Annotated in this window: 18 protein-coding genes and 3 tRNA genes; 9 read left to right on the forward strand and 12 right to left on the reverse strand. The window is 63.4% G+C overall.

The annotated features are described in order from the left end of the window. Positions 1-110 precede the first annotated feature (110 nt). A complete protein-coding gene (locus PMM47T1_RS13475) occupies positions 111-2630 on the reverse strand; it encodes a TcfC E-set like domain-containing protein (RefSeq protein WP_008369656.1) in 2520 nt (839 codons plus the stop codon). 90 nt (positions 2631-2720) lie between these two features. Then, entirely contained in the window at positions 2721-3206 is a 486-nt protein-coding gene (locus tag PMM47T1_RS13480) for a CS1 type fimbrial major subunit (protein WP_008369658.1), read from the reverse strand. 252 nt (positions 3207-3458) lie between these two features. Here PMM47T1_RS13480 and PMM47T1_RS13485 point away from each other — a divergent pair, with 252 nt between their 5' ends. From PMM47T1_RS13485 to csrA, 9 genes are all read left to right on the forward strand, one after another. Beyond that, a complete protein-coding gene (locus tag PMM47T1_RS13485; RefSeq protein WP_008369660.1) occupies positions 3459-4496 on the forward strand; it encodes a DNA topoisomerase IB in 1038 nt (345 codons plus the stop codon). Between the two features lie 80 nt (positions 4497-4576). Beyond that, positions 4577-5245: a TIGR02466 family protein gene (locus PMM47T1_RS13490; protein WP_008369662.1), complete on the forward strand. Its 669-nt coding sequence runs from the start codon at positions 4577-4579 to the stop codon at positions 5243-5245. A gap of 111 nt (positions 5246-5356) precedes the next feature. After that, positions 5357-6568: a hypothetical protein gene (locus PMM47T1_RS28645; protein ID WP_008369664.1), complete on the forward strand. Its 1212-nt coding sequence runs from the start codon at positions 5357-5359 to the stop codon at positions 6566-6568. 93 nt (positions 6569-6661) lie between these two features. Then, positions 6662-7870, forward strand: a complete 1209-nt coding sequence (locus tag PMM47T1_RS28650; RefSeq protein WP_008369666.1) for a hypothetical protein — start codon at positions 6662-6664, stop codon at positions 7868-7870. 83 nt (positions 7871-7953) lie between these two features. After that, complete coding sequence (locus tag PMM47T1_RS28655) at positions 7954-9162, forward strand: hypothetical protein (protein ID WP_008369667.1); 1209 nt, start codon at positions 7954-7956, stop codon at positions 9160-9162. Between the two features lie 76 nt (positions 9163-9238). Further along, entirely contained in the window at positions 9239-11743 is a 2505-nt protein-coding gene (gene uvrA, locus PMM47T1_RS13510; protein ID WP_008369669.1) for an excinuclease ABC subunit UvrA, read from the forward strand. 196 nt (positions 11744-11939) lie between these two features. Further along, a complete protein-coding gene (locus PMM47T1_RS13515) occupies positions 11940-12740 on the forward strand; it encodes a glucose 1-dehydrogenase (RefSeq protein WP_008369671.1) in 801 nt (266 codons plus the stop codon). Then, complete coding sequence (locus PMM47T1_RS13520) at positions 12733-14544, forward strand: glycoside hydrolase family 15 protein (RefSeq protein ID WP_008369673.1); 1812 nt, start codon at positions 12733-12735, stop codon at positions 14542-14544. The genes PMM47T1_RS13515 and PMM47T1_RS13520 overlap by 8 nt, the downstream gene beginning before the upstream one ends. A gap of 491 nt (positions 14545-15035) precedes the next feature. Next, positions 15036-15233 (forward strand): carbon storage regulator CsrA, encoded by a 198-nt coding sequence (csrA, locus tag PMM47T1_RS13525; protein ID WP_008369675.1) that lies wholly within the window; start codon positions 15036-15038, stop codon positions 15231-15233. An 89-nt stretch (positions 15234-15322) separates the two neighbouring features. Here csrA and PMM47T1_RS13530 read toward each other — a convergent pair whose 3' ends face one another. The 10 genes from PMM47T1_RS13530 to gacA all read right to left on the reverse strand — a co-directional run bounded on the left by PMM47T1_RS13530 (position 15323) and on the right by gacA (position 25406). After that, complete coding sequence (locus PMM47T1_RS13530; RefSeq protein ID WP_008369678.1) at positions 15323-17734, reverse strand: hybrid sensor histidine kinase/response regulator; 2412 nt, start codon at positions 17732-17734, stop codon at positions 15323-15325. Positions 17735-17769: 35 nt separating this feature from the next. Continuing rightward, entirely contained in the window at positions 17770-18228 is a 459-nt protein-coding gene (locus PMM47T1_RS13535; RefSeq protein ID WP_008369681.1) for a response regulator, read from the reverse strand. A 17-nt stretch (positions 18229-18245) separates the two neighbouring features. After that, complete coding sequence (locus PMM47T1_RS13540) at positions 18246-20504, reverse strand: ATP-binding protein (RefSeq protein ID WP_008369683.1); 2259 nt, start codon at positions 20502-20504, stop codon at positions 18246-18248. 151 nt (positions 20505-20655) lie between these two features. After that, complete coding sequence (locus tag PMM47T1_RS13545; RefSeq protein ID WP_008369685.1) at positions 20656-21393, reverse strand: hypothetical protein; 738 nt, start codon at positions 21391-21393, stop codon at positions 20656-20658. Between the two features lie 373 nt (positions 21394-21766). Next, positions 21767-21853: transfer RNA gene (locus PMM47T1_RS13550), tRNA-Leu, on the reverse strand. Between the two features lie 229 nt (positions 21854-22082). Continuing rightward, a tRNA-Cys gene (locus PMM47T1_RS13555) sits at positions 22083-22156 on the reverse strand. Between the two features lie 43 nt (positions 22157-22199). Beyond that, positions 22200-22275 (reverse strand) — tRNA-Gly (locus PMM47T1_RS13560). Between the two features lie 66 nt (positions 22276-22341). Continuing rightward, entirely contained in the window at positions 22342-22902 is a 561-nt protein-coding gene (gene pgsA, locus PMM47T1_RS13565; protein ID WP_008369686.1) for a CDP-diacylglycerol--glycerol-3-phosphate 3-phosphatidyltransferase, read from the reverse strand. 33 nt (positions 22903-22935) lie between these two features. Further along, on the reverse strand, positions 22936-24759 hold the full coding sequence (gene uvrC / locus PMM47T1_RS13570) for an excinuclease ABC subunit UvrC (protein ID WP_008369689.1): 1824 nt from the start codon (positions 24757-24759) through the stop codon (positions 22936-22938). A 2-nt stretch (positions 24760-24761) separates the two neighbouring features. After that, positions 24762-25406, reverse strand: coding sequence for a response regulator transcription factor GacA (gene gacA / locus PMM47T1_RS13575; protein ID WP_008369691.1), 645 nt, complete (start codon positions 25404-25406; stop codon positions 24762-24764). Positions 25407-25512: the final 106 nt, after the last annotated feature.

Consider the following 25512-nt stretch of genomic DNA (forward strand, 5'->3'; position numbering starts at 1 on the left):
AAGGGTCGGCACTGCCCATTGGCCAGCACGGACATTCATTATTGGGAAACGATTCGACGGAGGATGTAGGCCGTTTCCCAATCCTCATGCCGAAAATTCCGAGTTATGGCTCAAGCACCTTCGCCGTCGCCCCCCTCGGCCGCCGCCAGGGTGTTTGCCGAGCAACGTTGATCGCCCACCAGCAGCACTTCGTTTTCACGCCGCGCATGCTTGGCGTCCAGGCGCAGGAAACACAGGCGGGCCCCTTGGTGGCGCACTTCGAGGGTGGGCGTGGACTCGCTCATTTCCACCGCGAAGAAGCCGTCGGCCTCGGTGACGCTACGGCTGGCGTGGTTGATCACCAGCGCGCCCTTGAGCGGTTGGCCGCGCACATCCAGCAGGCGCCCCAGCACGGTGAGCGTGCGCATGACCCGTACCTGCCGGTACTGCACGCCGCCCTTGTTCAGGTGATAGCTGAGACTGGGCGGCTGGATGACCGCCGCATGGGCGTCGCGGCCACTGAAATCCAGCTGCACGCTGCCCGAGCGATAGGCCTGTACCGGTATCACGTTGCGACCGGGGCGCAGCGACGCACTGGCGCCCGACACATCGTCGGCACGCAGGTTCAGTTGCTCCACATCCGATTCCACATCCACGATAAGCCCGGCGTCATACGCACCATACTCACCGCTCAGGGCCATGTGCCCGCCCCCCAGTGCCAGGGTGCTTTCCAGGTTGACGCCGCCAGCCATCTCACCGTTATAGGAAGAGTTCTGCACGTAGGCGTCGCCGAACAGGTGGCTGTTCTGGAATTGCGTGTTGGCCCCGAAGCCTGCGCCGTAGCGGTCGGCCGACAGGGTGCCGGACACACTGCGCAAGGTGTGGTGCTGCAAGTCTTGCTGCCAGGTGACCGAGGCCGTCTGGTCGCGACCGCCGTTACGCGCGGTTTGCGTGCCCAGGCTGGCCGAAAGTCGCTGGCCCGGCTTGCCCAGCGCCAGGCTCATGCTCAGCGTGGCGCCACGATTACGCTGGTTGCCGGAACTGTAGGTGGCGGGCCGGTCGAACACCGACAGGCGCCAAGTGGTGTCCGACCCTTTCAGGGTGCCGTGGTACGCCCAGCCCACGTCCAGCGCCACCCCCGTGATGGCGCCACTGCTGTGGGACACTCGCCCGCTGGCCGTGCTTTGACGTGTAACCCGATGGCTCAGCGACAGCGAACTTTGCTGGGTTTGGCCGCCGCGCCAGGTGCCGTTGCGCCGCGTGTCTTCGCGACGGTCCGGCCGCGGCGGCTCGGTCCAGGACCGGGTATGGCTGACTACCAGGCTGCCACGCGGGTAGTTGAGGATGCCTTGCAGGTCGAAGCCATTGCCCTGGTTCTGGGTATGGAACAGGTTGCCGAACAGTTTGAACCGGTCGTGGGGGTCCCAGTCCAGCGAGGTACCGTATTGCATCTGGTCGTCGACACGCTGGGCCGACAGGCCCACCACCGCGCGCGGGTGCAGCAGGTAATTGGTCAGCACACCGGCACTCAGGCCGCCGCTGTCATTGTCATTCTCCCAGTTGCTGAGCAGGTCGCGCTGTTGCCCGGCAAACAGGTTGTAGCGCCAACGCTGGTCGGGGTTGCTCCAGTTGCTGGGCTTGTAGATGAACTCCTCGGTGCGCGAGGTCACCTGGCCGTCTTCCACCAGGCGCACTTCCACCTCGTAAATACCGCCGGGCAGCACCCGTGTGTCCAGGGTTTGCAGGCCCGCCTGCACCGGCTGGCTGTTGATCAACTGGCCATTGCGGTAGATTTCGACGATACCAGGCCGGTTGGGGGTGACGTAGATGGGGGTGCTGCTGGCCGCACCCGTGTTGATCGCCAGGCTGTCGCTGCTGCCGAACATCACGCCCACGGTGGAATCGGGGCTTGAGCCCATGAAGCGCGGTTGACGGGTCAACCCTTGGGAGCTGGGGGTGAAATAGCCCAGGCGAAAAAAATGCGCCTGGCTGACCCGCTCGCCGTAAAGCTGGTCGATGCGGTGGCGGCTTTGGGCGCCAATTTCGTTACTGCGGTCGGCCTGGGCGTTGGCCAGCCCGGTCCAGTTGCCCAGGCTGGTTTGCCCTTGCAAGGCATAACGGCCGCTGGTCTGCTCGCCGTCGCGGGCCAGGTTGAGCTGGTTGCGCACAATCATGCCCTGGCTGCCTTGCTCGGGCAGCGAGTAGTACCGCGCCTGGGCAGGGTCCTGCTCCACGGCCCGGGTCAATATGGACAGTTGCGAGTTGGTCAGGCTGTAGTGCAACGCCACCAGCCCAGCCTCGCAATCCTTCAGGCAGTTGCCCAACGGCCGCCCTTCCACCAGCAGGTCACGCCAGCGCTGGCGTGCGGCGTCGGGCTCATGGCTTTCTTCCACCTGGGTGAACTCCAGCAACTGCACCGTTTCATTGCGCGACAACACAATCATGGCTTCGCCAAGAAAGCGTCCGTCGAGATCGACGCGCACGGCCAGCGGCACGTCGAAAAAATGCTCACTGAAATCGCCCGGCAGGTTTTCGGCCTGGCTGAGCACACCCAGCGTGGTGGTGGACGGGGTTTGTGCCTGCGCCTGGGCAAACCACAACGACGCCGCACCGCACACCAGCGCGAAGCGAATGGAAAAGGCAAGGGACATGACAGACGCCATCTACGATTCACAGACAAACCGTTCCCCGCGCGCGCCGGGGAAACGCGCGCGGGAAAAGGCACAGGAAACGACCTGCGATCAAGGCCCGGTTGGGGTAACGGTTTCGAACATCATGTTGACCACGCCCTGGTAATTGCCCGGCACGAAGGTTGCTCCGTTACCGACAGCGGCTACCTGGAAGCCCACGGTGGCGCCAGGTGCTGCCTGGGAAGCACTGACGACTTCAGCCGCCGTGGTGGTCAGGCTCTTGCCAGCCACTGACACATTCAGGGCAATGTTGTTGGCGCCACTGGTCATGACGGCGGGCGTCAACAGGTAGGCGGAAATGGCGCCGGTGGTGCTTTTCACCTGCAACTGCTTGCTGATGGGTTGCAGGGTTTCCTGAAACGAGTTCCAGGCCATTTCCTGCGGGTCGTTCATCCAGTTGCCACCGACCGGTTCGACGAAGAAGTTATCAGTGGGGATCTGCGCCGTGACCGTCACTTGCTTCTCGATAGGGTCGACGGCCATTGCGTTACCCGCGAAAAGCAGGGCCAGGGGCAGCGCAAGAAACAGTTTTTTCATGGTCAATCTCCGTAAAAAAGCATCAAAAGAAGCAGCGCACCCACGCCCTGCCCCGCCGACCACCGCATCGGGCACCTGCGCCCTGGCGGTCAACGGGGCGCAGTATCGGCGACTGTGCTTGCAGGAAAAGCCGGACATTTCCGAACGAAACTCGGAAATTTCCGAAGCCTCACTTTTAACCCTCGCCACACAACGGCACCTGTGGCGCCTGGGGAGGTCCATGGTTCATGCCCCTTTCGGAAACTGACCGTCATGCTCGAGCCCAGCGACGTACCGGTATTGCCACCCGACCTGCATTACGTTGACGACAGCCAGCCGGGCATTCGCCGGCAACGCCAGGGGGACCACTTCATCTATTTCGATGCCAAGGGCGTGCGCATCGACGCGCCACAGGTGATCAAGCGCATCAACGGGCTGGCGGTACCCCCGGCCTATACCGATGTATGGATTTGCAGCGACCCGCGCGGCCACCTGCAGGCCACCGGCCGCGATGCCCGCGGGCGCAAGCAATACCGCTACCACGCGCGCTGGCGCGAACTGCGCGATGAGGACAAGTACGCGCGCATGCTGGACTTCGGCAAGGCCCTGCCCAAGCTGCGCCAACAGCTGGAACGCCACCTGGCATTGCCGGGCATGGACCGCAACAAGATCATGGCCACGGTGATTTCGCTGCTCGACACCACACTGATTCGGGTGGGCAACACCCAGTACGCACGCGACAACCGTTCCTACGGCCTGACCACCTTGCGCAACCGCCATGTGGCAGTGAAAGGCAGCGCCATCCAATTTCACTTTCGCGGCAAGAGCGGCGTGGACCACCAGGTGTCGGTCAAGGACAAGCGCCTGGCACGCATCGTCAAGCGCTGCCTGGAGCTGCCGGGCCAGCACCTGTTCCAGTACGTGGACGAGCATGGCGAACGTCACGCCGTCAGTTCTTCCGACGTCAATACCTATCTGCAGGAAATGACCGGCGCCGACTTCACCGCCAAGGACTACCGCACCTGGGCCGGCAGCGCACTGGCGCTGGCCATGCTGCGCGAGCTGCACTGGCAACCCGAGCCGGAGGCCAAGCGCCAGATCGTCGAGATGGTCAAGGCGGTGGCCCGCACCCTGGGCAACACCCCGGCGGTGTGCCGGCGCTGCTACATTCACCCCGCGGTGCTGGAACGCTACGTGCTGGGGGAACTGGCCAAACTGCCCAAGCCGCGCAAACGCAAGGGGTTGCGACTGGAGGAAGTGGCGCTGGCGACTTTCTTGCAGCGGCTGTTGCAGGCCCAGGCCGATGCCTGACCTTTGTGGCGGCCCGAGGGCGCTGGTGTCGTTCGGCACGCTGGGCGATAATTGCCCCTTGTCCAACTCGCGAGCCCGTCATGACCCAGCCCACCTTTGCGTCGCAGGTCGACCCTGAGCAGATCAAGATCACCCGGCTGTTCCCCACGCCCATCGCCGCGCTGGAACACCCCGATCACGAAAACCTCAACGAGCGCCTCAAGGCCGTGATCCTGGCGCGCAGCGAGTCGCACCCGGGCACCCAGCACAGTAACCTGGGGGGCTGGCAGTCCGATGATGGCTTCACCGACTGGGCTGGCGAGCCGGGTGCGCAACTGCTGGCGTTTGCCCAGGAAATGGCCAACCAGCTGTCGGCCGTCAGCTCGCCGGAACACGGCCTGATCGAGGCACACCTGACCTGGAACCACAGCGCCTGGGCCAACATCAACCGTCGTGGCCACGCCAATGCGCTGCACGGCCACCCGGGTTCGTTCTGGTCGGGTGTGTACTGGGTGGATGACGGCGGCCGCGCGGATGACCCTGCGGTGGGCGGCGAACTGGAGTTCGTGGACCCGCGCGGCATTACCCCGATGCTGCTCAACCCGGCGCTGCGCATGCGTATCGAGGGCTGCCTGGGCGCCGGGTCGGTCAGCGCGCAGACGCCCAAGAGCGGCACCCTGCTGATGTTCCCCTCGTGGCTGCTGCACTCAGTGCGCCGTTACGACGGCGAGCGACCGCGTATTTCGGTGGCCTTCAATTTCTCCATCTGATCAGGCGCCAAGGACGTTACTCAAACCAACATTTGGGAAACGTCCTACATTAATAACCGTAAATACCTACAAAGATGATCCCTTCTTGAGAGCATTCCGGAAGGGAAATCCATGCACAAGAGCCACCTGCTGCTCCCCTGCCTGCTGGGTCTGGCCAGCGTCTCGACGCTGGCCAGCGACTTGACCATCACCGCAGAGTTCATCCCCCGCGCCAGCTCGCCGAACAACGTCAGCTTCGTCAACACCACGCCTCTGTCGGGCTACTGCCATGGCCACAGCAGCAATTGCCGGCCAGGCGACTTCACCCTCATGTTCCCGCTGACCATTGAGCGGCAATGGCTCAACCCCGGGCCCATCGAGGGGCAGAACTATCAGCGCGCCGATGGCGACTGGAAAACCGTGTACGTCAGCGGCGATAACGGCGGCCCGTCGGTTGCCCTGCAGTTTCGCCTTAACCTGCTGGCGCGGCGCTACAACTTGGGCACCCTGGCGCCCGGCGGCACGGTCGGCAGCATCGGTTACGTGGCGAACCAGTCGGGCGTTTTGGGCGCCAGCAGCGGCGGCTGCCAGGGCCGGGTCGGGGCAGGCAATAGCAACCTGTATTCCTTTGCCTGGAGCATTCCCCAGGGCATGACCACCTGTACCCGCCCCGGCACCGACCAGGCGCTGGGCCCCTATGCAGGCAACATAGATGAAGTATCGGTGGGCTATGAACTGCAGGCGCCCAACCCCTTCGCCCTGGGCAACGGCACCTACCGCGGCACGTTGACCTACAGCTTGGGCAACGGCCGGCAAATAGACCTGGGCACCGGCGACTACAACGAATCGGTGGTGAACTTCAATTTCGAACTCAAGGTACAGCATGAGCTGCGGGTGGACTTCCCGGCAGGGTCCGAACACGCCGTGCTGGAGCCTGAGGGCGGCTGGCAGCAGTGGCTGCATGGCGGCCAGCCGCCGTCACGCCTGCGCCGGGTGCACCCGTTCCAGATCTGGGCCTCGGCGCCCATGAAGATGTACCTCAAGTGCGACCAGCCGCTGGGCGGCCAATGCAGCATGCGTGAACCGATCAGCGGCCACCAGGTACCCATCGTGGTAGCCGTGACCCTGCCCGGCGAGATTCGCCATGACGGCGCCGTGGTGCAAGGCCTGCCGTTGCCCCTGGGCCAGGCCCAGGCGTTGCAGTTCCAGAACGTGGCCATCGCTGCCGGGCGCCAGGCGCGACTGCATTATTCGGTTGAGCAGCCTTACGTGGCGGCGATGCTGCGCAACAGCGGGCGGCAATACAGTGGCGAGGTGACCATTGTGTTCGATGCAGAAATCTGACGAATTTGGGAAATGCCCTACATACAGCCCCAGGTAAAGTACCCATGATTTACGCGGTCAGTCAGTCGCGTAAAGGGGTTCTGTACCGTGAAAATGGCGCGATTCATCGCACTCTGCCCGTTGCTGGGCATGGCCTTCGCGCCTGTCGGAGCCAGTGAACTGGCGATCACCGCCGAATTCGTGCCCAGCGCCAGTGCGCCCAACAACACTAAATTCGTCAACACCACGCCCCTGTCAGGTTATTGCCACGGCAACAACAGTCATTGCCGCCCTGGGGACTTCACCGTCATGTTCGCGCTGACCATCCAGCGTGAATGGGTGAACCCGGGGCCTATCGAAGGTCATAACTACCAACGCGTGGATGGAGACTGGAAAACAGTGCACGTGGATGGCGACATCAACCTGCAATCGGTGCCGTTGCGGTTTCGCCTGAACCTGCTGGCCCGCCGCTACCAGCTTGGTACCCTAGCCCCAGGCGGCGTGGGCGGCGGCATTGGCCGTATTGCTAACGCTTCTGGCATCAGCGGGTCCTCCCAGGGTGGCTGCCGAGGTCGAGTAGGCGCCGGACACAGTACCCAATACAGCTTTGCCTGGGGGGTACCGCTTGGCATGGTGACCTGCGCCAGAGGCCCAACCCTCGATCCTTTGGGCCCTTACACCGGTACGGTCAACCAGGTGTCGGTAGGCTATGAGCTGGAAACCCCCAACCCCTTCGCCCTGCCCAACGGCATTTACCGAGGCAGCGTTACCTATACCGTGGGCCAAGGCCAGCAAATCGACCTGGGCACCGGCACCTATAACGATTCGCACGTCACCTTCAATTTTGAACTCAAGGTACAGCATGAGTTGCGGGTGGATTTTGCGGCCAACTCCGACCGCGTCATGCTTGAACCGGACGGCGGCTGGGTGCAATGGCTGCACGGCGGCAGCGCGCCCACGCGGCTGAGCCGGGTGCACCCGTTCCAGATCTGGGCCTCGGCCCCCCTGAAAATGTACCTGCGCTGCGATGAGCCAATGGGCAACCAATGCAGCATCCGCGAACCGCACAGCAATCATCAGGTGCCCATCGTGGTGGCGGTGAGCCTGCCGGGCACCCTTGTCCACAATGGCACTGCCGTACAGGCGCTGCCCCTGCCCGTGGGCGAAGGCCAGGCATTTCGCTTTGAAAGTGTGGCCATCACTGCTGCCCGCCAGGGCCGCCTGCATTACTCGGTGGAGGCCCCGCACGTGGCCGCCATGATGCGCAACACAGGCAGGCAATACAGCGGCGACGTGACCATCGTGTTCGACGCACAAATGTGATGCACATGGGAAATGTCCGATAGGCGCCTGTCCGTTCGATCGCCAGCATGGCGCCTTTCCTGACTGCAAGAAGGGCTTCACGCATGATCAAGCGGCTGTCATTTTTACTGGGCGCAGCACTTGGCCCGCTCAGCGCCTCGGTAATGGCGATGACCATCACTGCCGAATTCATCCCCCGGGTTACCGGCGCTACCACCACAGGATTCGTCAATACCACGCCGTTGTCGGGTTACTGCCACGGCAACGGCAGCTACTGTAGACCCGGCGACTTCACCATTACCGTGCCTTATCTCAATATCCGCCGGGACGTACAGGTACCTGGCCCCATCGAGTCGCATAACTACCAACGGGTGGACGGTGACTGGAAAACCCTGATGGTCACCAATGACGCCGACGGCCAGACCACCCCACTGCAGTTTCGCCTCAGCCTGCTGGCGCGGCGCTACGTACGCGCCCAGATGCGCCCAGGCGGCACACCGGGCGGCATTTCGCAGGTGGCCAACCTGGTCGGTTACGGCAACGCGGCAGGTGGCTGCCAGGGACGCCCCGGTGCTGCCAACGCCGACTATTATGCGTTTGCCTGGAGCGTGCCGACCGGCTTCGTCACCTGCACCCACCCTCCCAAGAGCGATGACTGGGGACCTTACCTCACCTACACCGATGAGATATCCATTGGCTACGAGCTCAAGACCCCAGACCCTTTCACGCTGGGCAATGGCCTTTACCGAGGCAGCCTGGTGTACACCACCGGGCACGGCAGCCAGATTGACCTGGGCATCGGCAGCTACAACCAAAGCGCCATTACCCTGGACTTTGAGCTCACCGTTAAACATGAACTGCGCGTGGACTTTGCGACCCACTCCGACCGAGCGGTGCTGGAGCCTGACGGCGGCTGGGGCCAGTGGCTCAACCACGCCAGCCTACCCACCAGCCTGCGGCGTGATCACCCGTTTCAGATCTGGGCCTCGGCACCGCTCAAGATGTACCTCAAATGCAGCGAGCCCATGGGCAACCAATGCTCCATGCGCGAACCGCACAGTGGTCACCAGGTACCCTTCGGGGTGGCGGTGACCTTGCCGGGCAGCATTCGCTACCAGGGCGCCCCTGTGGAGAAACTGCCACTGCCCGTGGGTGAGCATCAAGCACTGGACTTTCGAAGCATTGCCGTGGCGGCCGGGCGACCTGCACGCATGCATTACTGGGTAGACCCTGCGCATATCCCCGCCATGCTCAACCACAATGGCCGGCAGTACAGCGGCGACGTGACCATCGTGTTCGACGCGCAGATCTGAACCAGGTCCGGGCGCACTTTGCCGGCGCCCCGGGGTCGGTTATAAGACGTGATCACCATTGCAGGTGCTGTCTTCCATGAAACCGATCGGTCAGTCTGGCTACGTGCGCGTGCGCGGAGCCCGGGAACACAACCTCAAGAACGTCGATGTCGACATTCCCCGTGACGCGCTGGTGGTGTTCACCGGCGTATCGGGGTCGGGCAAGTCGTCGCTGGCCTTCGGCACGTTGTACGCCGAAGCGCAGCGACGCTACTTCGAGTCGGTGGCCCCCTACGCGCGCCGGCTCATCGACCAGGTGGGCGTGCCGGATGTGGATGCCATCGACGGCCTGCCCCCGGCGGTGGCCCTGCAACAGCAACGCGGTACACCCAGCACCCGCTCTTCGGTGGGCAGCGTGACTACCCTGGGCAGCCTGGTGCGCATGCTGTATTCGCGGGCCGGTAGCTATCCGTCGGGCATGGGCATTCTGTATGCCGAGGACTTCTCGCCCAACACGCCCCAGGGCGCGTGCCCGCAATGCCATGGCCTGGGCCGGGTGTACGAGGTCAACGAGCAAACCATGGTGCCCGACGATTCGCTGACCATTCGCGAACGCGCCGTGGCGGCTTGGCCCATGGCCTGGCAGGGGCAGAACCTGCGCGACATTCTGGTGACGCTGGGTTATGACGTGGACATCCCCTGGCGCGACCTGCCCCGGGAACAGCGCGATTGGATTCTCTACACCGACGAACAACCCACCGTGCCGGTGTACGCAGGCCTTAGCCCGGCCGATACCCGCCAGGCGCTCAAGCGCAAGCTTGAGCCCAGCTACCAGGGCACCTTCACCGGCGCACGACGCTACGTGCTGCACACCTTCAGCCACTCGCAGAGCGCGCTGATGAAAAAGCGCGCGGGCCAATTCATGCGCGGCACCCTGTGCCCGCTGTGCCAGGGCAAGCGCCTGAAACAGGAGGCATTGCGGGTAACGTTTGCCGGCCTGGACATCGGCGAGCTATCGCAGATGCCCCTGGCGCGCCTGGTCGAGGTGCTCAAGCCCCTGGCGGAACAGGGCGGTGGTGCTGAGCTCTCGGTGGAAAAACAGCTGGCTGCCCAGCGCCTGGCTCATGACCTGCTGCAACGTCTGCACACCCTGACCGACCTGGGCCTGGGCTACCTGGCCTTGGAACGCAGCACGCCGACGTTGTCCTCGGGCGAGCTGCAACGCTTGCGCCTGGCCACCCAGCTCAACTCGCAACTGTTCGGGGTGATCTACGTGCTGGACGAGCCGTCGGCCGGCCTGCACCCGGCTGACGGCGAGGCACTGTTCGAGGCCTTGCAGCGCTTGAAGGCTGCCGGCAATTCACTGTTCGTGGTGGAGCATGACCTGGAAACCATGCGCCGCGCCGACTGGCTCGTGGACGTGGGCCCCGCCGCCGGCGAGCACGGCGGCACCGTGCTGTTCAGCGGACCGCCCCACGGCCTGGCCGACATTGAAGCGTCGCAGACGCGCCTGCACCTGTACGGCGACGCCGTGCCGCTGCCCCACCCACGGCGCCAGGCCAAAGAGTGGCTGAAGCTGGTGGACGTGACCCGCAATAACCTCAGGCAACTGGCGGTGGACTTTCCCCTGCATGCCTTTACCGCGGTAACCGGCGTGTCCGGCTCGGGCAAATCCAGCCTGGTGAGCCAAGCCCTGCTGGAACTGGTGGCGGCGGCGCTGGGGCATCCATTGGGCATTGACGAAGATATATCCGAGAACCCGCTGGAAGATGCCGCGCCGGTCACCGAGTCGGGGCACATTGTCAGCGGCATGGCGGCTATCCAGCGCCTGGTGCAGGTGGACCAGAAACCCATTGGCCGCACCCCGCGCTCCAACCTGGCCACCTATACCGGCCTGTTCGACCAGGTGCGCAAGCTGTTCGCCGCCACGCCCCAGGCGCGCGAGCGGGGCTTTGACGCCGGGCAGTTTTCCTTCAACGTGGCCAAGGGCCGTTGCCCACACTGCGAAGGCGAAGGCTTTGTCAGCATTGAATTGCTGTTCATGCCCAGCGTGTACGCCCCCTGCCCCACCTGCCATGGCGCCCGCTACAGCCCGCAGACACTGGAGGTGCAATGCCTGGGGTTGAACATTGCCCAGGTGTTGCAACTGACGGTGGACCAGGCCTGTGACGTATTTACCGGTCAACCCGCCATTCAGCGAGCCCTGACGGTGCTACGCGACATCGGCCTTGGCTACTTGCGCTTGGGCCAGCCGGCCACCGAATTGTCCGGCGGCGAGGCCCAGCGCATCAAGTTGGCCACCGAGCTGCAACGTGGCCAGCGCGGCGCCACCCTGTACGTGCTGGACGAGCCCACCACCGGCCTGCACCCCTGTGACGTGGATCGCTTGCTGGCACAGCTCAACGGCCTGGTGGACGCCGGCAACACGGTGATCGTGGTGGAACACGACATGCGCGTGGTGGCGCAAAGCGACTGGGTGATCGACATGGGCCCGGGCGCCGGCGACAAGGGCGGCAAGGTGGTGGCGTGCGGACGGCCGGAGAAAGTCGCCAAGGCCAAAGCCAGCCGCACGGCGCCCTACCTCCGGGCCGTGCTGGCCTGAGCCGCCCCCGTAGAGCTGCCGCCAGGCTGCGAAAAGGTCCGCAGCACCTTCGGCGGTGTCATGCCGATCGCGGGCCCGCAGTGCGGACCTGCGCAGCCTGGCGGCAGCTCCGGGGGGGGGGTGGGCACACGCATCCGCCTGAACTCTTTCCACGTTGCCCCAGTCGACTGTGCACGCACACTGGTTGGAGAGCTTCATGCACATATCCCTGGAACACCAGGTGGCGCTGGTCACCGGCGCCAGCTCTGGCCTGGGGGCCGGGGCCGCGTTGGCCTTGGCCAACGCCGGCGCGTCGGTGGTGATCAATTACAACCGTCACGCCGAACCCGCCGAAGCATTGGCCGAACGCATTCGCCAGGACGGCGGCAAGGCCATCGCCGTGCACGGCGACGTATCGAAGGAAGACGACGTCGAGGCGCTGTTCGCGCGCACGGTGGATACCTTCGGCGCGCTGGACATCCTGCTGGCCAATTCCGGCCTGCAGCGTGACGCCGCCACCGTGGACATGACCCTGGCCGACTGGAACCAGGTGCTGGAGGTGAACCTCACCGGCCAGTTCCTCAGCGCCCGCGCCGCCCTGCGCCAATTCAACCGGCAAGGCCCGCGCCCCTGGGTATCGAAAGCGCTGGGCAAGATCATCCACATGAGCTCGGTGCACCAGCTTATCCCCTGGGCCGGCCATGCCAACTACGCCGCCTCCAAGGGCGCCGTCGACCTGCTGATGCGCAGCATTGCCCAGGAGGTGGGTTGCCAGCGCATTCGCGTCAACGCCATTGCCCCGGGCGCCGTGCGCACCTCCATCAACCAGGACACCACCACCGGCGACAAGGCTTCACGGTTGCTGGAGCTTATTCCCTACGGGCGCCTGGGCGAGGTCGAAGACGTTGCCAACGCCGTGGTGTGGTTGGCGTCGGACGCCGCCGACTACGTGCACGGCACCACCCTGTTCATCGATGGCGGCATGAGCCTTTACCCAGGATTCAAAGACAATGGCTGAGCCTTCCTCGCAGCACCCTATCCAGGCCCACGGCATAATCGGCGACATGCGCAGCGCGGCACTGATCGCCGACACCGGCAGTGTCGACTTCTTCTGCTGGCCCGACTTCGACAGCCCGTCGATTTTCACCGCATTGCTGGACACGCCCGAGGCCGGTGTGTTCGAACTGGCGCCGGTGCTGCCCGACGCCCGCCGACAACAGATCTACCTGCCCGACAGCAACATCCTGCAAACCCGCTGGATCGACACAGAGTCGGTGATCGAGGTCACCGACCTGATGCCCATCGGCGACAGCGTCGACGACCTGCCCCGCCTGGTGCGGCGCGTCCGGGCGGTCAATGGCAGCGCCCAGGTGCGCATGCGCTGCCGCGTACGGCACGATTACAGCCGTGCCGACACCTGTGCCGTGCTCGACGGTGGCAGCGTGCGCTTTGAAGCCCATGGCCAACCCAGCCTGCGCCTGGCCGCATGCCGGCCGTTGCACGCCAGCGACGATGGCTGGGCTCTGGCCGAGTTCGAGCTGAATGAAGGCGAGTGCGCCGAGTTCATCCTGGGCGCCGACGACGATCCGCTGGTGAAGGCCGGCCAGGGCCTGCGTTGCTTCGAACATACGCTGAAATACTGGCGCGATTGGCTGGCGCAATCGAGCTACCGTGGCCGCTGGCGGGAAATGGTCCACCGCTCGGCCCTGGCGATGAAGCTGCTGACCTCACGCAAGCATGGCGGCATCATTGCCGCCGCCACCTTCGGTTTGCCCGAGGAGGCCGGCGGTGGGCGTAACTGGGATTATCGCTACACCTGGATCCGCGATGCCTCGTTCACGGTGTATGCCTTCATGCGCCTGGGCTTCAGCGACGAAGCCAACGCCTACGTGCGCTGGGTGCGTGAACGCGTCAGCGACTGCTGCCAGGAGCGCGTGGACCTGCGCCTGATGTACGCCCTGGACGGCCGCCAGCAGTTGCCCGAGAGCGAACTGCCGCACCTGGCCGGCCACGGTGGGGCAACACCGGTACGCATTGGTAACGACGCCTACACCCAAACGCAACTGGATATCTACGGCGAGCTGCTGGATGCGGTGTACCTGGCCAACAAGTACGGCGAAGCCATTTCCCATGAGGGCTGGCGCAACGTGCAGACCCTGGTGGACAAGGTGTGCGAGCGCTGGCATGAAAAAGACGTCGGCATCTGGGAGATGCGCGACAACAAACAGCACTTCCTGCACTCGCGGCTGATGTGCTGGGTGGCGCTGGACCGGGCACTGCGGCTGGCCAACAAACGCTCGCTGCCCGCCCCCTTCGCCCGTTGGGACCAGGTGCGCCAGGCCATCCACGATGACATCTGGGACAATTTCTGGGACGCCGAGGGCGAGCACTTCGTGCAGCACCTGGGCAGCCGCGAGGTGGACGGCGCGCTGCTGCTGATGCCGCTGGTGCGGTTCGTGGGTGCCAGTGACCCGCGCTGGCTGTCGACGCTGGCGGTGATCGAGCGCGAGCTGGTGCGCGACGGCATGGTCTACCGCTACCGCAGCGGCGACGGCCTGCAGGGTCAGGAAGGCGCTTTTACCGCGTGCAGCTTCTGGTACGTGGAATGCCTGGCCCGCGCCGGGCGGGTGGACCAGGCACACCTGGAGTTCGAGCAACTGCTGCGCTACGCCAACCCCCTGGGCCTGTACGCCGAAGAGTTCGACCGCCAGGGCTGCCACTTGGGCAACACGCCCCAGGCGCTGTCGCACCTGGCGCTGATCAGCGCGGCCAGCTTCCTGGACCGCAAGCTCGGCGGCCAGCGCACCCACTGGCAGCCGTGAACGCCTTGGCACAGGACGCATGATCTTTGTAGCAGCGGCGCAAGCCGCGTCAGGGATGCCGCGTGACGCCTGACACACCGCATCGCCAGGCGCAGCCTGCGGCAGCTGCTACCGGCACCGCTATTTGTCCCGACACCCCCCACCGCGAAGTATCTGAACCACCTCGGCGTCCTCTTCGCGGGCAAGGCCCGCTCCCACATGAAGACAGTTGCTGCTACAAAGTCCCTGTCTTCGCATCCGCCGCAGCACGAGGCTGACAGGGCCGCAAGCCAGTTAACCTTTTTGTTCATCTGCAATGAAGTTTTTCATTCAGGCAGGCGCAAATGCGCGGAAACAGCCATAATGGCAAGCATCACATCCTGATACTTAATTGTTTCCTATTCTGAAAAGACCGGATCAAGGCAAGTTCGGGGAATTTAATCCGGTCTCGTGCGTCTCAATCCCGACCCGAAAGTCAAAAGTGGACTCACTGACCCAGCAAGGAGCAGCACATGCTGATACTCACCCGTAAAGTAGGCGAGACGATCGTCATCAACGACGACATCAAAATTACCATCCTGGGCGTCAAAGGGATGCAGGTTCGCATCGGCATCGACGCGCCTAAAGAAGTACAGGTACACCGCGAAGAGATCTACAAACGCATTCAGGCCGGCAGCCCTGCCCCCGAAAAAGAAGACCATAACCGCTAAGGTCTCTTGCGTTCCCGCCTTGCCGCCTGGGCCCTTGGCCCAGTCGCACGTTCTTCAATACAACGTGGTGCCGGTCCTGCCTGAGCCGCCTAAGGTGAAGGTTGCGAGCCTTCCAGGTTGCGCACGGGAAACAGGGCCTGCTCCAGTTTGCTGGCCAGCTCATCGTCGCGATAGGGCTTCTGCACCACCAGCGCTTCATCGCCCTGCAACCCGCCCATCTCGGCATAGCCCGTAATGAATACCACGGGTAACTGCGGGTAGATGCCACGGGCCACCTGTGCCAGTTGCGCGCCGTTCATGCCAGGCATGGCGTAGTCGGTCAGCAGCACATCCACCTGCTCGCTCAAGATATCCAGCGCCACTTGCCCGCTGGCCGCCTCCAGCACCCTATACCCCAGGCGCTCCAGCACATGAGCGGTGACAGCGCGCACCTGGTGATCGTCATCCACCAGCAGCACCGTGCGATCACCCCCGCAAGTCGTGGGCTCGACTCGCTCAGCCACCGGGGCCGAGGGCTGCGCGGGGCAGCTGTCAAAGCTGGGCAAGTAGACGTCCACGGTGGTGCCCTGCCCTGGCGCGGTGACAATGCCCACGCCACCGCCAGACTGCTTGGCAAACCCGAACACCTGGGCCAACCCCAGCCCCGAGCCCTTGCCGATGTCCTTGGTGGTGAAAAACGGTTCGAAGGCCTTGGCCAGCACCGCCGCGTTCATGCCGCTGCCGGTGTCGCCAATCGACAACACCACGTAGGCACCCGGCTCCGGGTCCTGGGGGTGCTGTGCAGGGCGCTCAACCACTTCGTTGCGCGTGGCCAGGCGCAGGGTACCGCCTGCCGGCATGGCGTCGCGGGCGTTGATAGCCAGGTTGAGGATGATCATTTCGGTCTGCGTGGGGTCGACCAGCGCACTCCACAGGCCCTCGTCGGTATGGGTCTGGATCCAGATACTGCCGCCCAGGGTGCGTTGCAGCAGCTCGAACATGCCAAACACCGTGTCGTTGAGGTTGACCGGTATGGGTTCCAGGCGCTGACGCCGAGAGAAGGCCAGCAATTGCCCGGTAAGCTTGGCGCCCCGCTCGCCCGCTTCACGAATGTTGTGCAGGCGGCTGTGTACCTTCTCCATGACACCGCGCTCGATATCGCGGCTCAGGAAGCTGGCGCTGGTCAGGATCACCGTCAGCAGGTTGTTGAAGTCGTGGGCCACACCAGCCGTCAGCTGCCCTACCGCTTCCAGGCGCTGCATTTGCTGAAGCGTGGCCTCGATGCGTTCACGTTCCTTTATTTGCTCGCGCAGCTGTTCGTTAGTGGCCGCCAACTCGTCGACCACCGCGCGCTCGCCGGTGATGTCGCGCACGGCGGCGTACATCAGGTTTTCGTCGGGCACGATGGTCCAGCTCAACCAGCGATAATCACCATCGGCATGGCGCATGCGGTTGACGAACCGCGTGGAGACGTTGCCGCTGGCAATGTTTTCCGTTTCGCGCACCGTGGCGCCGATGTCGTTGGGGTGCACCAGTTCCCAGAGCTGCATCTGCCCCAGGGTTTGCCGTGACCAGCCCAAGGTGGCTTCCCAGGCGGGGTTGAGGGCGATGGGCGACATGTCGAAGCGCATCACCGCCAGCAGTTCCCGGGAAAGCTCCCAGGTGCGGTCGCGTTCGCGGGTGCGCTTTTGCACCTGGTCACCCAGCAACTCATTGAGACGGTGCAAGGCTTCGGTGGCCAGTTTCTGCTCGGTGATGTCCTGAATCACACCGGTGAACCGCACGCACACCAGGCCCTCGAAAAACGCCCGGCCACTGGTGGCTAGCCAGCGCTCACCACCGCCAGGCAGCAAGGCGCGGTATTCGGCCTGGTAGCCAACGTTCCCCTGGGGCGACATGGCCTGGGCCATTTTGGCCTCTACCAGCGCACGATCGTCGGGGTGGCAGTGATCAAGAAAGTAATCGATGCTGATGGCGGTCGACTCGGCCACGCCATACAGCGCCCGGCAGCGCTCGTCCCACAACAGCTGCCCGGTGGCCGGTGAAAAATCCCACACGCCCATGCGCGCCGCGTCGATGGCCAGGCGCGCGCGCACTTCTACCTGTTCAAGGTTTTCTTCGGCGCGCACCCGCTGGCGGCGTTCGTCCACTTCGGCCAGGGCGCGCTTGACGGCCTTGGGCAGCAACGTCAGGTTTTGCTTGAGCACGTAGTCGATGGCGCCCAGGCGCATCATCTCCACCGCGTTCTCTTCGCCAAATACCCCGGAGAGAAAAATGAACGGCGTGTGCGGGGCGATTTCCCGCGCCCGCTGCAACACCTCGGCCCCGGACGAGCCCGGCAGCAGGAAGTCGCACAGGATCAGGTCAAAAACCTGGGTGCGCAGCGCCTGTTCGGCACCCTGGTGGTTGAACACCAGTGTCGATTCAATCAGCAGCCCCGCCCGCTCCAACGTCAGCAGGCTCAGTTCGGCGTCGCGCGGGCTGTCTTCAATCATCAGCAGTTGCAGGGGCTTGGACAGCATTCGCAAGTTTCGATCTCGTTCCGTGTGCGCCACCCTCAAGTAGGTCGGCGCTTGAAGCGCAATGAACCGGGCGGCGGTTCGTTGAGCACCGCCCAGAATACCCCAAGGTCGGAAATCGCCGCGACGAATTCCTTGAATTCCACCGGTTTCACCACGTAGGCATTTACGCCCAGCTCATAGGCGCGCATCAGGTCCGGTTCCTCGCGCGACGAGGTCAGCATCACTGTGGGAATACTGCGCAGCTCTGGCGATTGGCGCACGGCTTCAAGCACTTGCAAGCCGTCCACCTTGGGCAGCTTGAGGTCCAGCAAGAGCACCGCCGGGTTACCTTCAAGCCGCTCGGCATGGGCATTGCGGCGTAGCAGATAGTCCAGCGCCTCGGCGCCGTCGCGCATGACGATCACTTCGTTGGCCAGTTGGCTGCGTTCAAGCGCCAGCAGGGTCAGTTCCAGGTCCCGTGGGTTGTCTTCCACCAGCAGGATGGGTTTAAGCATGGAGTGCCTCGGTCAGGTCAATCTTCGGAACGGTTTGGTTGGCGGGGCAAGGCGAAGCTGAACGTCGCCCCTTCGCCCAGACTACCCTGGGCCCAGACGCGGCCATCATGGCGTTCGATGATACGGCGCACACTGGCCAGGCCAATGCCGGTACCTTCGAACTCTTCCATGCGGTGCAGGCGCTGGAATACCCCGAACAGTTTATCGACGTACTGCATGTCGAAACCGACACCGTTGTCGCGTACATAGACCACGGTTTCACCCTTTTGCTCCACGGCACCGATCTCGATGATGGCCGGGGTACGGTCGCGGCTGTACTTGAGGGCATTGCTGATCAGGTTACGCAGGGCCAGGTGCAGGAACGCGGCGTCCGCCACCAGCAGCGGCAGCGGGCCTACTTGCCACTGCACATCGCGGCCTTCGTAGTCGGGCAGCATTTCCCGGCGGATGGCCTCCACCAGCGCGCCCAGGTCCACGTCGGACAGGCGCAGGGCCGAGCGGCCCATCTGCGAAAAGCTCAACAGGTTGTCCACCAGGCTGCCAGCAAAACGCGCCGATTCGCCGATGTGTTCCAGGAAACGCTGGCCGCGCTCCGAGAGTTTTTCGCCCTCGAAGTCGCCCAGCAGCTCGGCGTACCCGGCAATGTGCCGCAAGGGGGCACGCAGGTCGTGGGACACGCTGTAGGAAAAGGCTTCGAGCTCCTTGTTCGAGCGCTTCAGCTCCCCGGCCAGTTGCGCCAGCTCCTCGGCCTTGCGCAGCACGATGCCCAGCACCGCTGTGCGCAGCTCGGACACGGCTTCGATTTCCAGGGTTTCCCAAGGGCTGGAAAAACCTTTCACGGTTTCCTGCCAGCGATCAAAACTGGCCCGGGGGTTCAATACGCCATTGTCGTCGATGGTTTTCTGCGGTTGTCCTGCCCAGGTGACGGTGCGTACCTGCTCAGGCTTGAACCAGATCAGGTAGTGCGAGTGGATTTCCGAGATAGCCACCGCCAGCAGGCCACCGACCTGCCGCCCCAAGGCCGGCAGGTTGGGAATGTCGCGGCTCACGTTGTCGGTGTGGAACACCTCATGGCCGCCACGTTCGGCCAGCCAGTCGGTGAGTGCCAGCACATGTTGCCGGTCTGGCGCATCGCCAACCAGGTCGCAACTGGACGCGGTGATGATCGCCGCGCCGCGGGCCTGCACGAAGCCCAGCAAGGTGTCGCTCAAGGCCAGTGCCCCGTCGCGCACGCTGTCGCGGTCGGCCATGGCCGAGAGCAATTGCACGATCTGCTGGCGCACGCCCAGCAAGCGCTGGTTGCGCACCTGCAATTCCATGGACTCGATCTGCAGCGACAGCACGCTGCCCAACAGCTCGCACGCCGTGCGGCTCTGGAAACGCACCGGGCGCGGTTCGGCGTGGTGGCAGGAAATCAGGCCCCAGAGCCTGCCGCGCACCACGATGGAAATCGACATGGAGGCCAGCGTGCGCATGTTGCGCATGTACTGCAGGTGCACCGGCGACACGCTGCGCAGCGCCGCGTGGCTGAGGTCCAGTGGCTGGCCGGTCAGCGGGTTGAGCGCCGGCAGCAGGGCCGCGGCCACGTAGTTGGCGTCTTCAATCACCCGTATGCGGTTGGCGCAGTATAGCGCCCGCGCCTGGGGCGGGATATCGGACGCCGGGAAACACAGGCCCAGGTAGCTGGGGTAGCCTTCGTCAGCCTGCTCGGCCAGCACCAGGCCGTCGCCCGCCGGGTCGAAGCGATACGCCTTGACCCGGCCGAAGCCGGTAATACGCTTGACCTCGGCCACCGCCTGGGCGCACACCTGCTCGATGCTGTCGGCCCCTTGCAACTGGCCGATGAAGGTGCGTACCAGCGGGTACAGGCTGGCATAGGCGGCCAGCACGTCGCTGGCCGGCTCAAATTCAGCAATTAGCACGCTGTCGTAGCGGTGCACCATCAAGGCAATGGGCGGCCCCTGATACGTACCCACGGCAAAGCGCACATCCGCCACGTGCACCGGCTTGTGCTCTTCACTGGCGCGCTCGGCCAGCAGCCGCACCACCTGTTCGCCACCGTGCAGCAGCTCAGGCAACACCCGGCCCAGCCACCAGGCCGCCGGCTCGCCCAGCCAGCGCTGAACATTGTCGCTGACCTGCAATACCGCCAGGCTGTGCGGGTCCAGTACCAGCATGAAACCATGGGGCTGAATGCTGCCAGGCAGGTGAATAAGCTCTTTTGCGCAGTTGTCAGTGGCCCGTGCCAAGGCAGCCGAAGTGTCACCGGGTGTCAAAGAAGATCTCCTTTACGTGCCGCCCGCTCTACGCTGGCCGGGGCACGAATCATGGTTATCCGCTTGTACTACAAACAGACAGTCAGGATTGAGACAGCACCATATCAAATTCTATCGCCACGGCTGTGCAAAAAATGGCGGCCTGCGCCGGTCAACGCCCTTGGGCCACCAACTCCTTGCCATAGTTCACCAACCAACTGCGCACCTGCGGTGTAGTGCCTGCCTTGTCGGCCAGGTGGTGGGTGTTATTGGACACCCAGGTCAGGCGCGTGTAGCTGTTGCCATCGGCATCGCGCACGCCGTACATCATGCCCCGATGCCCGGCCAGGTCGACGTTGGCCAACTCCTTGATGGTAGTGACCGACACGCCCTTGAGCACCATGTCCTGCAGCAGCAGGTCACCGTCCGGGCAATGCAGGTACCGGCGCAGGCCATTCAGCCCATCCTCAGTATAAATACCCATTTTATAGGACGCCTGCACCTCACATTGACGCGTCAGGCTCAAGCGCGGCGGCTCGTAGAGGCCGGGGGCATTGGCCAACTTGCGCCTTGGCCGTTCGGCCTGCATCTGCGCCAGGCGGCTCGCCATGCTGGCGTTGTCGACCACCTCGACATAGGTGCTGGGTTTCTTGCGCTTGCGCAACTTCTGCTCGATCTGCACCCGCTCCTGCGCGGAAGGGCCACTGGCAGTGCCGCCGGTGCGCAGCAGGCGCGCACTGGTCATGGCATTTTCCAGGTGGTCCTGATCCTTGAGAGGGATGTCGTAGATTGAAATCTCGCGGTTGCCTTCGGCTGCCGTTGGGCGCTCCAGCGCATCGGCATGGCAGGACAGCGCTACCACCACGGGGGAAAATAACAGGCTGCGTACCAGCGTCTTGGATGGGGTCATGGTTTCAGTCCTTGAAACACGAGGGCTGTGCAGTGGATCGGCACGCCACGGAGTAGTTCTACTACAAACAGAATAGTTGCGAAATGCTTCTTGGTGGCTGACTTGGGTCAAGACACAGGCAAGGAGAATGCGGCAGGTGAGTGGGCGCGCATACAAACCCTTGCAGCGCCGGGCCAACACGATGAAGCGTTACGGTTGAATACGATTTTGTGGATGGGAGGCCATGCATGACCTGCGCAAGGCCCAGTTGGAAAATGGCGGTCCGTCGAGAAGGACGTTCATCGCCTACCCCACTGCGCTTGATGGGCGCACGCCAAGGCGCAGAAACAACAAGGGCCTGCCAGCACATTGTGCGGCAAGCCCTTGATTTGTGTGGTGCCCGGAGCCGGGGTCGAACCGGCACGTCCTTACGAACGGGGGATTTTAAGTCCCATGCGTCTACCAATTTCGCCATCCGGGCGGTAGCGCGGTGTAACGTGCAGCGCGAGACTTAACATCCCCGGCGCTGCCGCAGCCTACTTGATACTAATAACGTTTAGAACGTTTCAGCACTTCAACTGCAAGCCGTTGAATATATACACCCACTCCTGATGACGCAAGAACGTTCAGAAGCTTTCCCCGACAAAATATTACATCATCGAGAAATAAAAAAGCTCTGTAGATCAAGGATCTACAGAGCTCGTTTATAATGGAGGCCGAGGTCGGAATCGAACCGGCGTAGACGGATTTGCAATCCGGAGCATAACCACTTTGCTACTCGGCCTCAAATGTGAAGCAACTTTACAACCGCTGCTCCACATGTAAAGTGGAGCGGGAAACGAGACTCGAACTCGCGACCCCGACCTTGGCAAGGTCGTGCTCTACCAACTGAGCTATTCCCGCGTCGTGTTGATGGGCGCCATTCTAGCGATTTAAAAAGCGCCGTCAACCCTTTGATTCAAAAAAGTTTTATTTATTTTCAGAATGGCTGTTCAGGTGCGGCCACGCAGCGCGCAGGTAGTGTGCCATGGACCACAAGGTCAGGCCTGCCGACACCACCAGCAAGGTGTAACCCAGCAACACCCAGAAGGTGATGGCCGGCGGGTTGGCCAGCAGGATCACCAGCGCCAGCATCTGTGCGGCGGTTTTCCATTTACCCAAGCTGGACACCGCCACATGGGCGCGGGCGCCGATTTCGGCCATCCACTCGCGCAGCGCCGACACCACGATCTCGCGACCGATGATGACCGCCGCCGGCAGGGTCAGCCACACGTTGTGGTGCGCCTGCACCAGCAGCACCAGGGCCACGGCCACCATCAGCTTGTCGGCCACCGGGTCCAGGAACGCGCCGAAGGGCGTGCTCTGCTCCAGGCGGCGAGCCAGGTAGCCATCGAGCCAGTCGGTGGCAGCGGCGATGGCGAAGACCGTGCTGGCCGCTGCATAACTCCACGTATAAGGGAGGTAGAACAGCAGGATGAAGAACGGAATGAGCAGGACGCGCAGAACGGTAAGCAGGTTCGGGATATTCATCGGCACAACTGGCGGCTGGGTGAGTGGGGCATTCTACTCGCTGTGCAGATTCGCATAAATCGACTCCGCGAGCTTTTTGCTGATCCCTGGGGCTTTGGCTATTTCTTCGATGCTTGCACGGGACAGCTCCTGCAAGCCACCGAAATGTTTCAACAAGTCACGACGGCGTTTCGGCCCCACGCCCACCACCCCTTCCAGGGTGGACGTGCGGCGGGTCTTGCCGCGCCGGGCCCGGTGGCCGGTAATGGCAAAGCGGTGGGCTTCGTCACGGATCTGCTGGATCAGGTGCAACGCCGGCGAGTCGCCCTTGAGGGTGAACTCGTGGGCCACGTCATTGAGGTACAGGGTTTCGAAACCGGCCTTGCGCGTGGTGCCCTTGGCCACACCCAGCAGGATGAGGTCGGGCACCGCCAATTCCTGCAGCACTTCGCGCGCCATGTTCAACTGGCCCTTGCCGCCGTCCACCAACAACACGTCGGGCAATTTGCCCTCCCCGTCCTTGAGCTTGCTGAAGCGGCGGGTCAGGGCCTGGTGCATGGCCGCATAGTCATCGCCAGCGGTCACGCCCTCGATGTTGTAGCGCCGGTAATCGGCCTTGATCGGGCCTTCGGGGCCAAACACCACGCAGGAGGCCACCGTGGCCTCGCCGCTGGAGTGGCTGATGTCATAACATTCCAGGCGCTGGGGCGGCTCGTCGAGGTTGAGCACGTCGGCCAGGGCATCGAAACGCGCGGCCACGTGCTGACGATTGGCCAGGCGCGCCGCCAGGGCCTGCTCGGCATTGGTCACGGCCAGTTGCTGCCAGCGCGCGCGGGTACCCCGTACCCGGTGGCTGACGCTCAACTCACGGCCGCGCAAGGTGTCGATGGCGGCCACCAGGGCTTCAACGTCTTCGGGCACCACGTTGACGATCAACTCGCCAGGCAGGTCGCGTTCCGAACTGGTGAGGTAGTACTGGGCCAGGAACGCCGACATCACTTCGGCGACCTCCTCTTCTATACCCACCTGCGGGAAAAAGTTCTTGCTGCCCAGCACCCGCCCACCGCGCACGCTGATCAGGTGCACGCAGGCGCCGCCCGGGTTGACAAACGCGGCTACCACGTCCACGTCACCGGTGCCGCCTTCCATGCTCTGCTGGTCCTGGACCCGGCGCAACAGTGCGATCTGGTCGCGCAGCAAGGCGGCGTTCTCGAAGTCCAGGGCCATGGCGGCCTTTTCCATGCTGGCCGACAACTCATCGGTCAGCTGGTGGCTGCGGCCTTCCAGGAACATGATCGAGTGGCGTACGTCCTCGGCGTACTCGGCCGGGTCCACCAGGTCTACGCAGGGCGCCTTGCAGCGCTTGATCTGATATTGCAGGCAAGGACGGGTGCGGTTCTTGTAGAAGCTGTCTTCGCATTGACGCACGAAGAACGTCTTTTGCAGCAAGCTGAGGCTTTCACGAATGGCGCCAGCGCTCGGATAGGGCCCGAAGTATTTGCCCTTGGCCTTCTTGGCCCCACGGTGGATGCTCAACCGCGGAAACTGGCCATCGGAGAGGAACACATACGGATACGATTTATCATCGCGCAGCAGAATATTGTACGGCGGCCGCCATTCCTTGATCAGCGTCTGCTCCAGCAGCAGCGCCTCGGTTTCGTTGGCGGTGATGGTGGTTTCCACCTGGGCGATGCGCCCCACCAGCGCGGCGGTCTTGGGCGCCAGCCCGGTCTTGCGGAAATAGCTGGCCAGGCGCTTCTTGAGGTTCTTGGCCTTGCCCACATACAGCAGGCGCGCGTCGCCGTCGAACATGCGGTACACGCCGGGGCGGCCACTGCAGGTGGACAGGAAAGCGGAAGGATCGAAAGGCGTGTCCATGATCAGAGGCTGGCGTCGACCATGCCGTGGCGCACCGCGAGCAGCGTCAGCTCCACATCGCTGGCGATCGACAGCTTCTCGAAGATACGGTAGCGGTAGGTGTTCACGGTTTTCGGCGACAGGCACAACTTGTCGGAGATGAGCTGCACTTTCTGGCAGTTGACGATCATCAGCGCAATCTGGATCTCGCGCTCGGACAACAGGTCGAACGGCGAGTTGGTGGTTTGCGGCTGGAACGACTTGAGCGCCAACTGCTGGGCAATTTGCGGGCTGATGTAACGCTGGCCGGCGAAGACCAGGCGAATGGCCTGGACCATTTCATCCAGGCCTGCGCCCTTGGTCAGGTAGCCCGCCGCGCCGGCTTGCAGCAGGCGCGTGGGAAATGGGTCTTCTTCACAGACGGTGACGGCGACCACCTTGATATCGGGGTAGCTGCGCAACAGCTTGCGCGTGGCTTCCAGACCGCCGATGCCAGGCATCTTGACGTCCATCAGAACCACGTCCGGCTTGAGTTCGCGGGTGAACTTGATGGCATCTTCGCCAGATTCGGCCTGGCCGATTACCTGCAGCCCGTCGATGTCCGCCAGCATTCGAGTAATGCCTGTACGTACCAGATCATGATCATCGACAACTAGGACCCTAATCAAGCAGACACCTCGTTCTTGTGGTCTATTTCGGAATGTTAGCTACCTTAGCAAAAATCGGATCCGGGACCTAGCGCAAAGCGTCACCTACATGACGCCAGCGCCTGCG

This window comes from Pseudomonas sp. M47T1, from assembly GCF_000263855.1.
Lineage (GTDB): Bacteria > Pseudomonadota > Gammaproteobacteria > Pseudomonadales > Pseudomonadaceae > Aquipseudomonas.

Bases quoted from the DNA above. Each gene is read 5' to 3' on its own strand.
- PMM47T1_RS13475 (WP_008369656.1), bottom strand. From the start codon at position 2,630: ATGTCCCTTGCCTTTTCCATTCGCTTCGCGCTGGTGTGCGGTGCGGCG.
- PMM47T1_RS13480 (WP_008369658.1), bottom strand. From the start codon at position 3,206: ATGAAAAAACTGTTTCTTGCGCTGCCCCTGGCCCTGCTTTTCGCGGGT.
- PMM47T1_RS13485 (WP_008369660.1), top strand. From the start codon at position 3,459: ATGCTCGAGCCCAGCGACGTACCGGTATTGCCACCCGACCTGCATTAC.
- PMM47T1_RS13490 (WP_008369662.1), top strand. From the start codon at position 4,577: ATGACCCAGCCCACCTTTGCGTCGCAGGTCGACCCTGAGCAGATCAAG.
- PMM47T1_RS28645 (WP_008369664.1), top strand. From the start codon at position 5,357: ATGCACAAGAGCCACCTGCTGCTCCCCTGCCTGCTGGGTCTGGCCAGC.
- PMM47T1_RS28650 (WP_008369666.1), top strand. From the start codon at position 6,662: ATGGCGCGATTCATCGCACTCTGCCCGTTGCTGGGCATGGCCTTCGCG.
- PMM47T1_RS28655 (WP_008369667.1), top strand. From the start codon at position 7,954: ATGATCAAGCGGCTGTCATTTTTACTGGGCGCAGCACTTGGCCCGCTC.
- uvrA (WP_008369669.1), top strand. From the start codon at position 9,239: ATGAAACCGATCGGTCAGTCTGGCTACGTGCGCGTGCGCGGAGCCCGG.
- PMM47T1_RS13515 (WP_008369671.1), top strand. From the start codon at position 11,940: ATGCACATATCCCTGGAACACCAGGTGGCGCTGGTCACCGGCGCCAGC.
- PMM47T1_RS13520 (WP_008369673.1), top strand. From the start codon at position 12,733: ATGGCTGAGCCTTCCTCGCAGCACCCTATCCAGGCCCACGGCATAATC.
- csrA (WP_008369675.1), top strand. From the start codon at position 15,036: ATGCTGATACTCACCCGTAAAGTAGGCGAGACGATCGTCATCAACGAC.
- PMM47T1_RS13530 (WP_008369678.1), bottom strand. From the start codon at position 17,734: ATGCTGTCCAAGCCCCTGCAACTGCTGATGATTGAAGACAGCCCGCGC.
- PMM47T1_RS13535 (WP_008369681.1), bottom strand. From the start codon at position 18,228: ATGCTTAAACCCATCCTGCTGGTGGAAGACAACCCACGGGACCTGGAA.
- PMM47T1_RS13545 (WP_008369685.1), bottom strand. From the start codon at position 21,393: ATGACCCCATCCAAGACGCTGGTACGCAGCCTGTTATTTTCCCCCGTG.
- pgsA (WP_008369686.1), bottom strand. From the start codon at position 22,902: ATGAATATCCCGAACCTGCTTACCGTTCTGCGCGTCCTGCTCATTCCG.
- uvrC (WP_008369689.1), bottom strand. From the start codon at position 24,759: ATGGACACGCCTTTCGATCCTTCCGCTTTCCTGTCCACCTGCAGTGGC.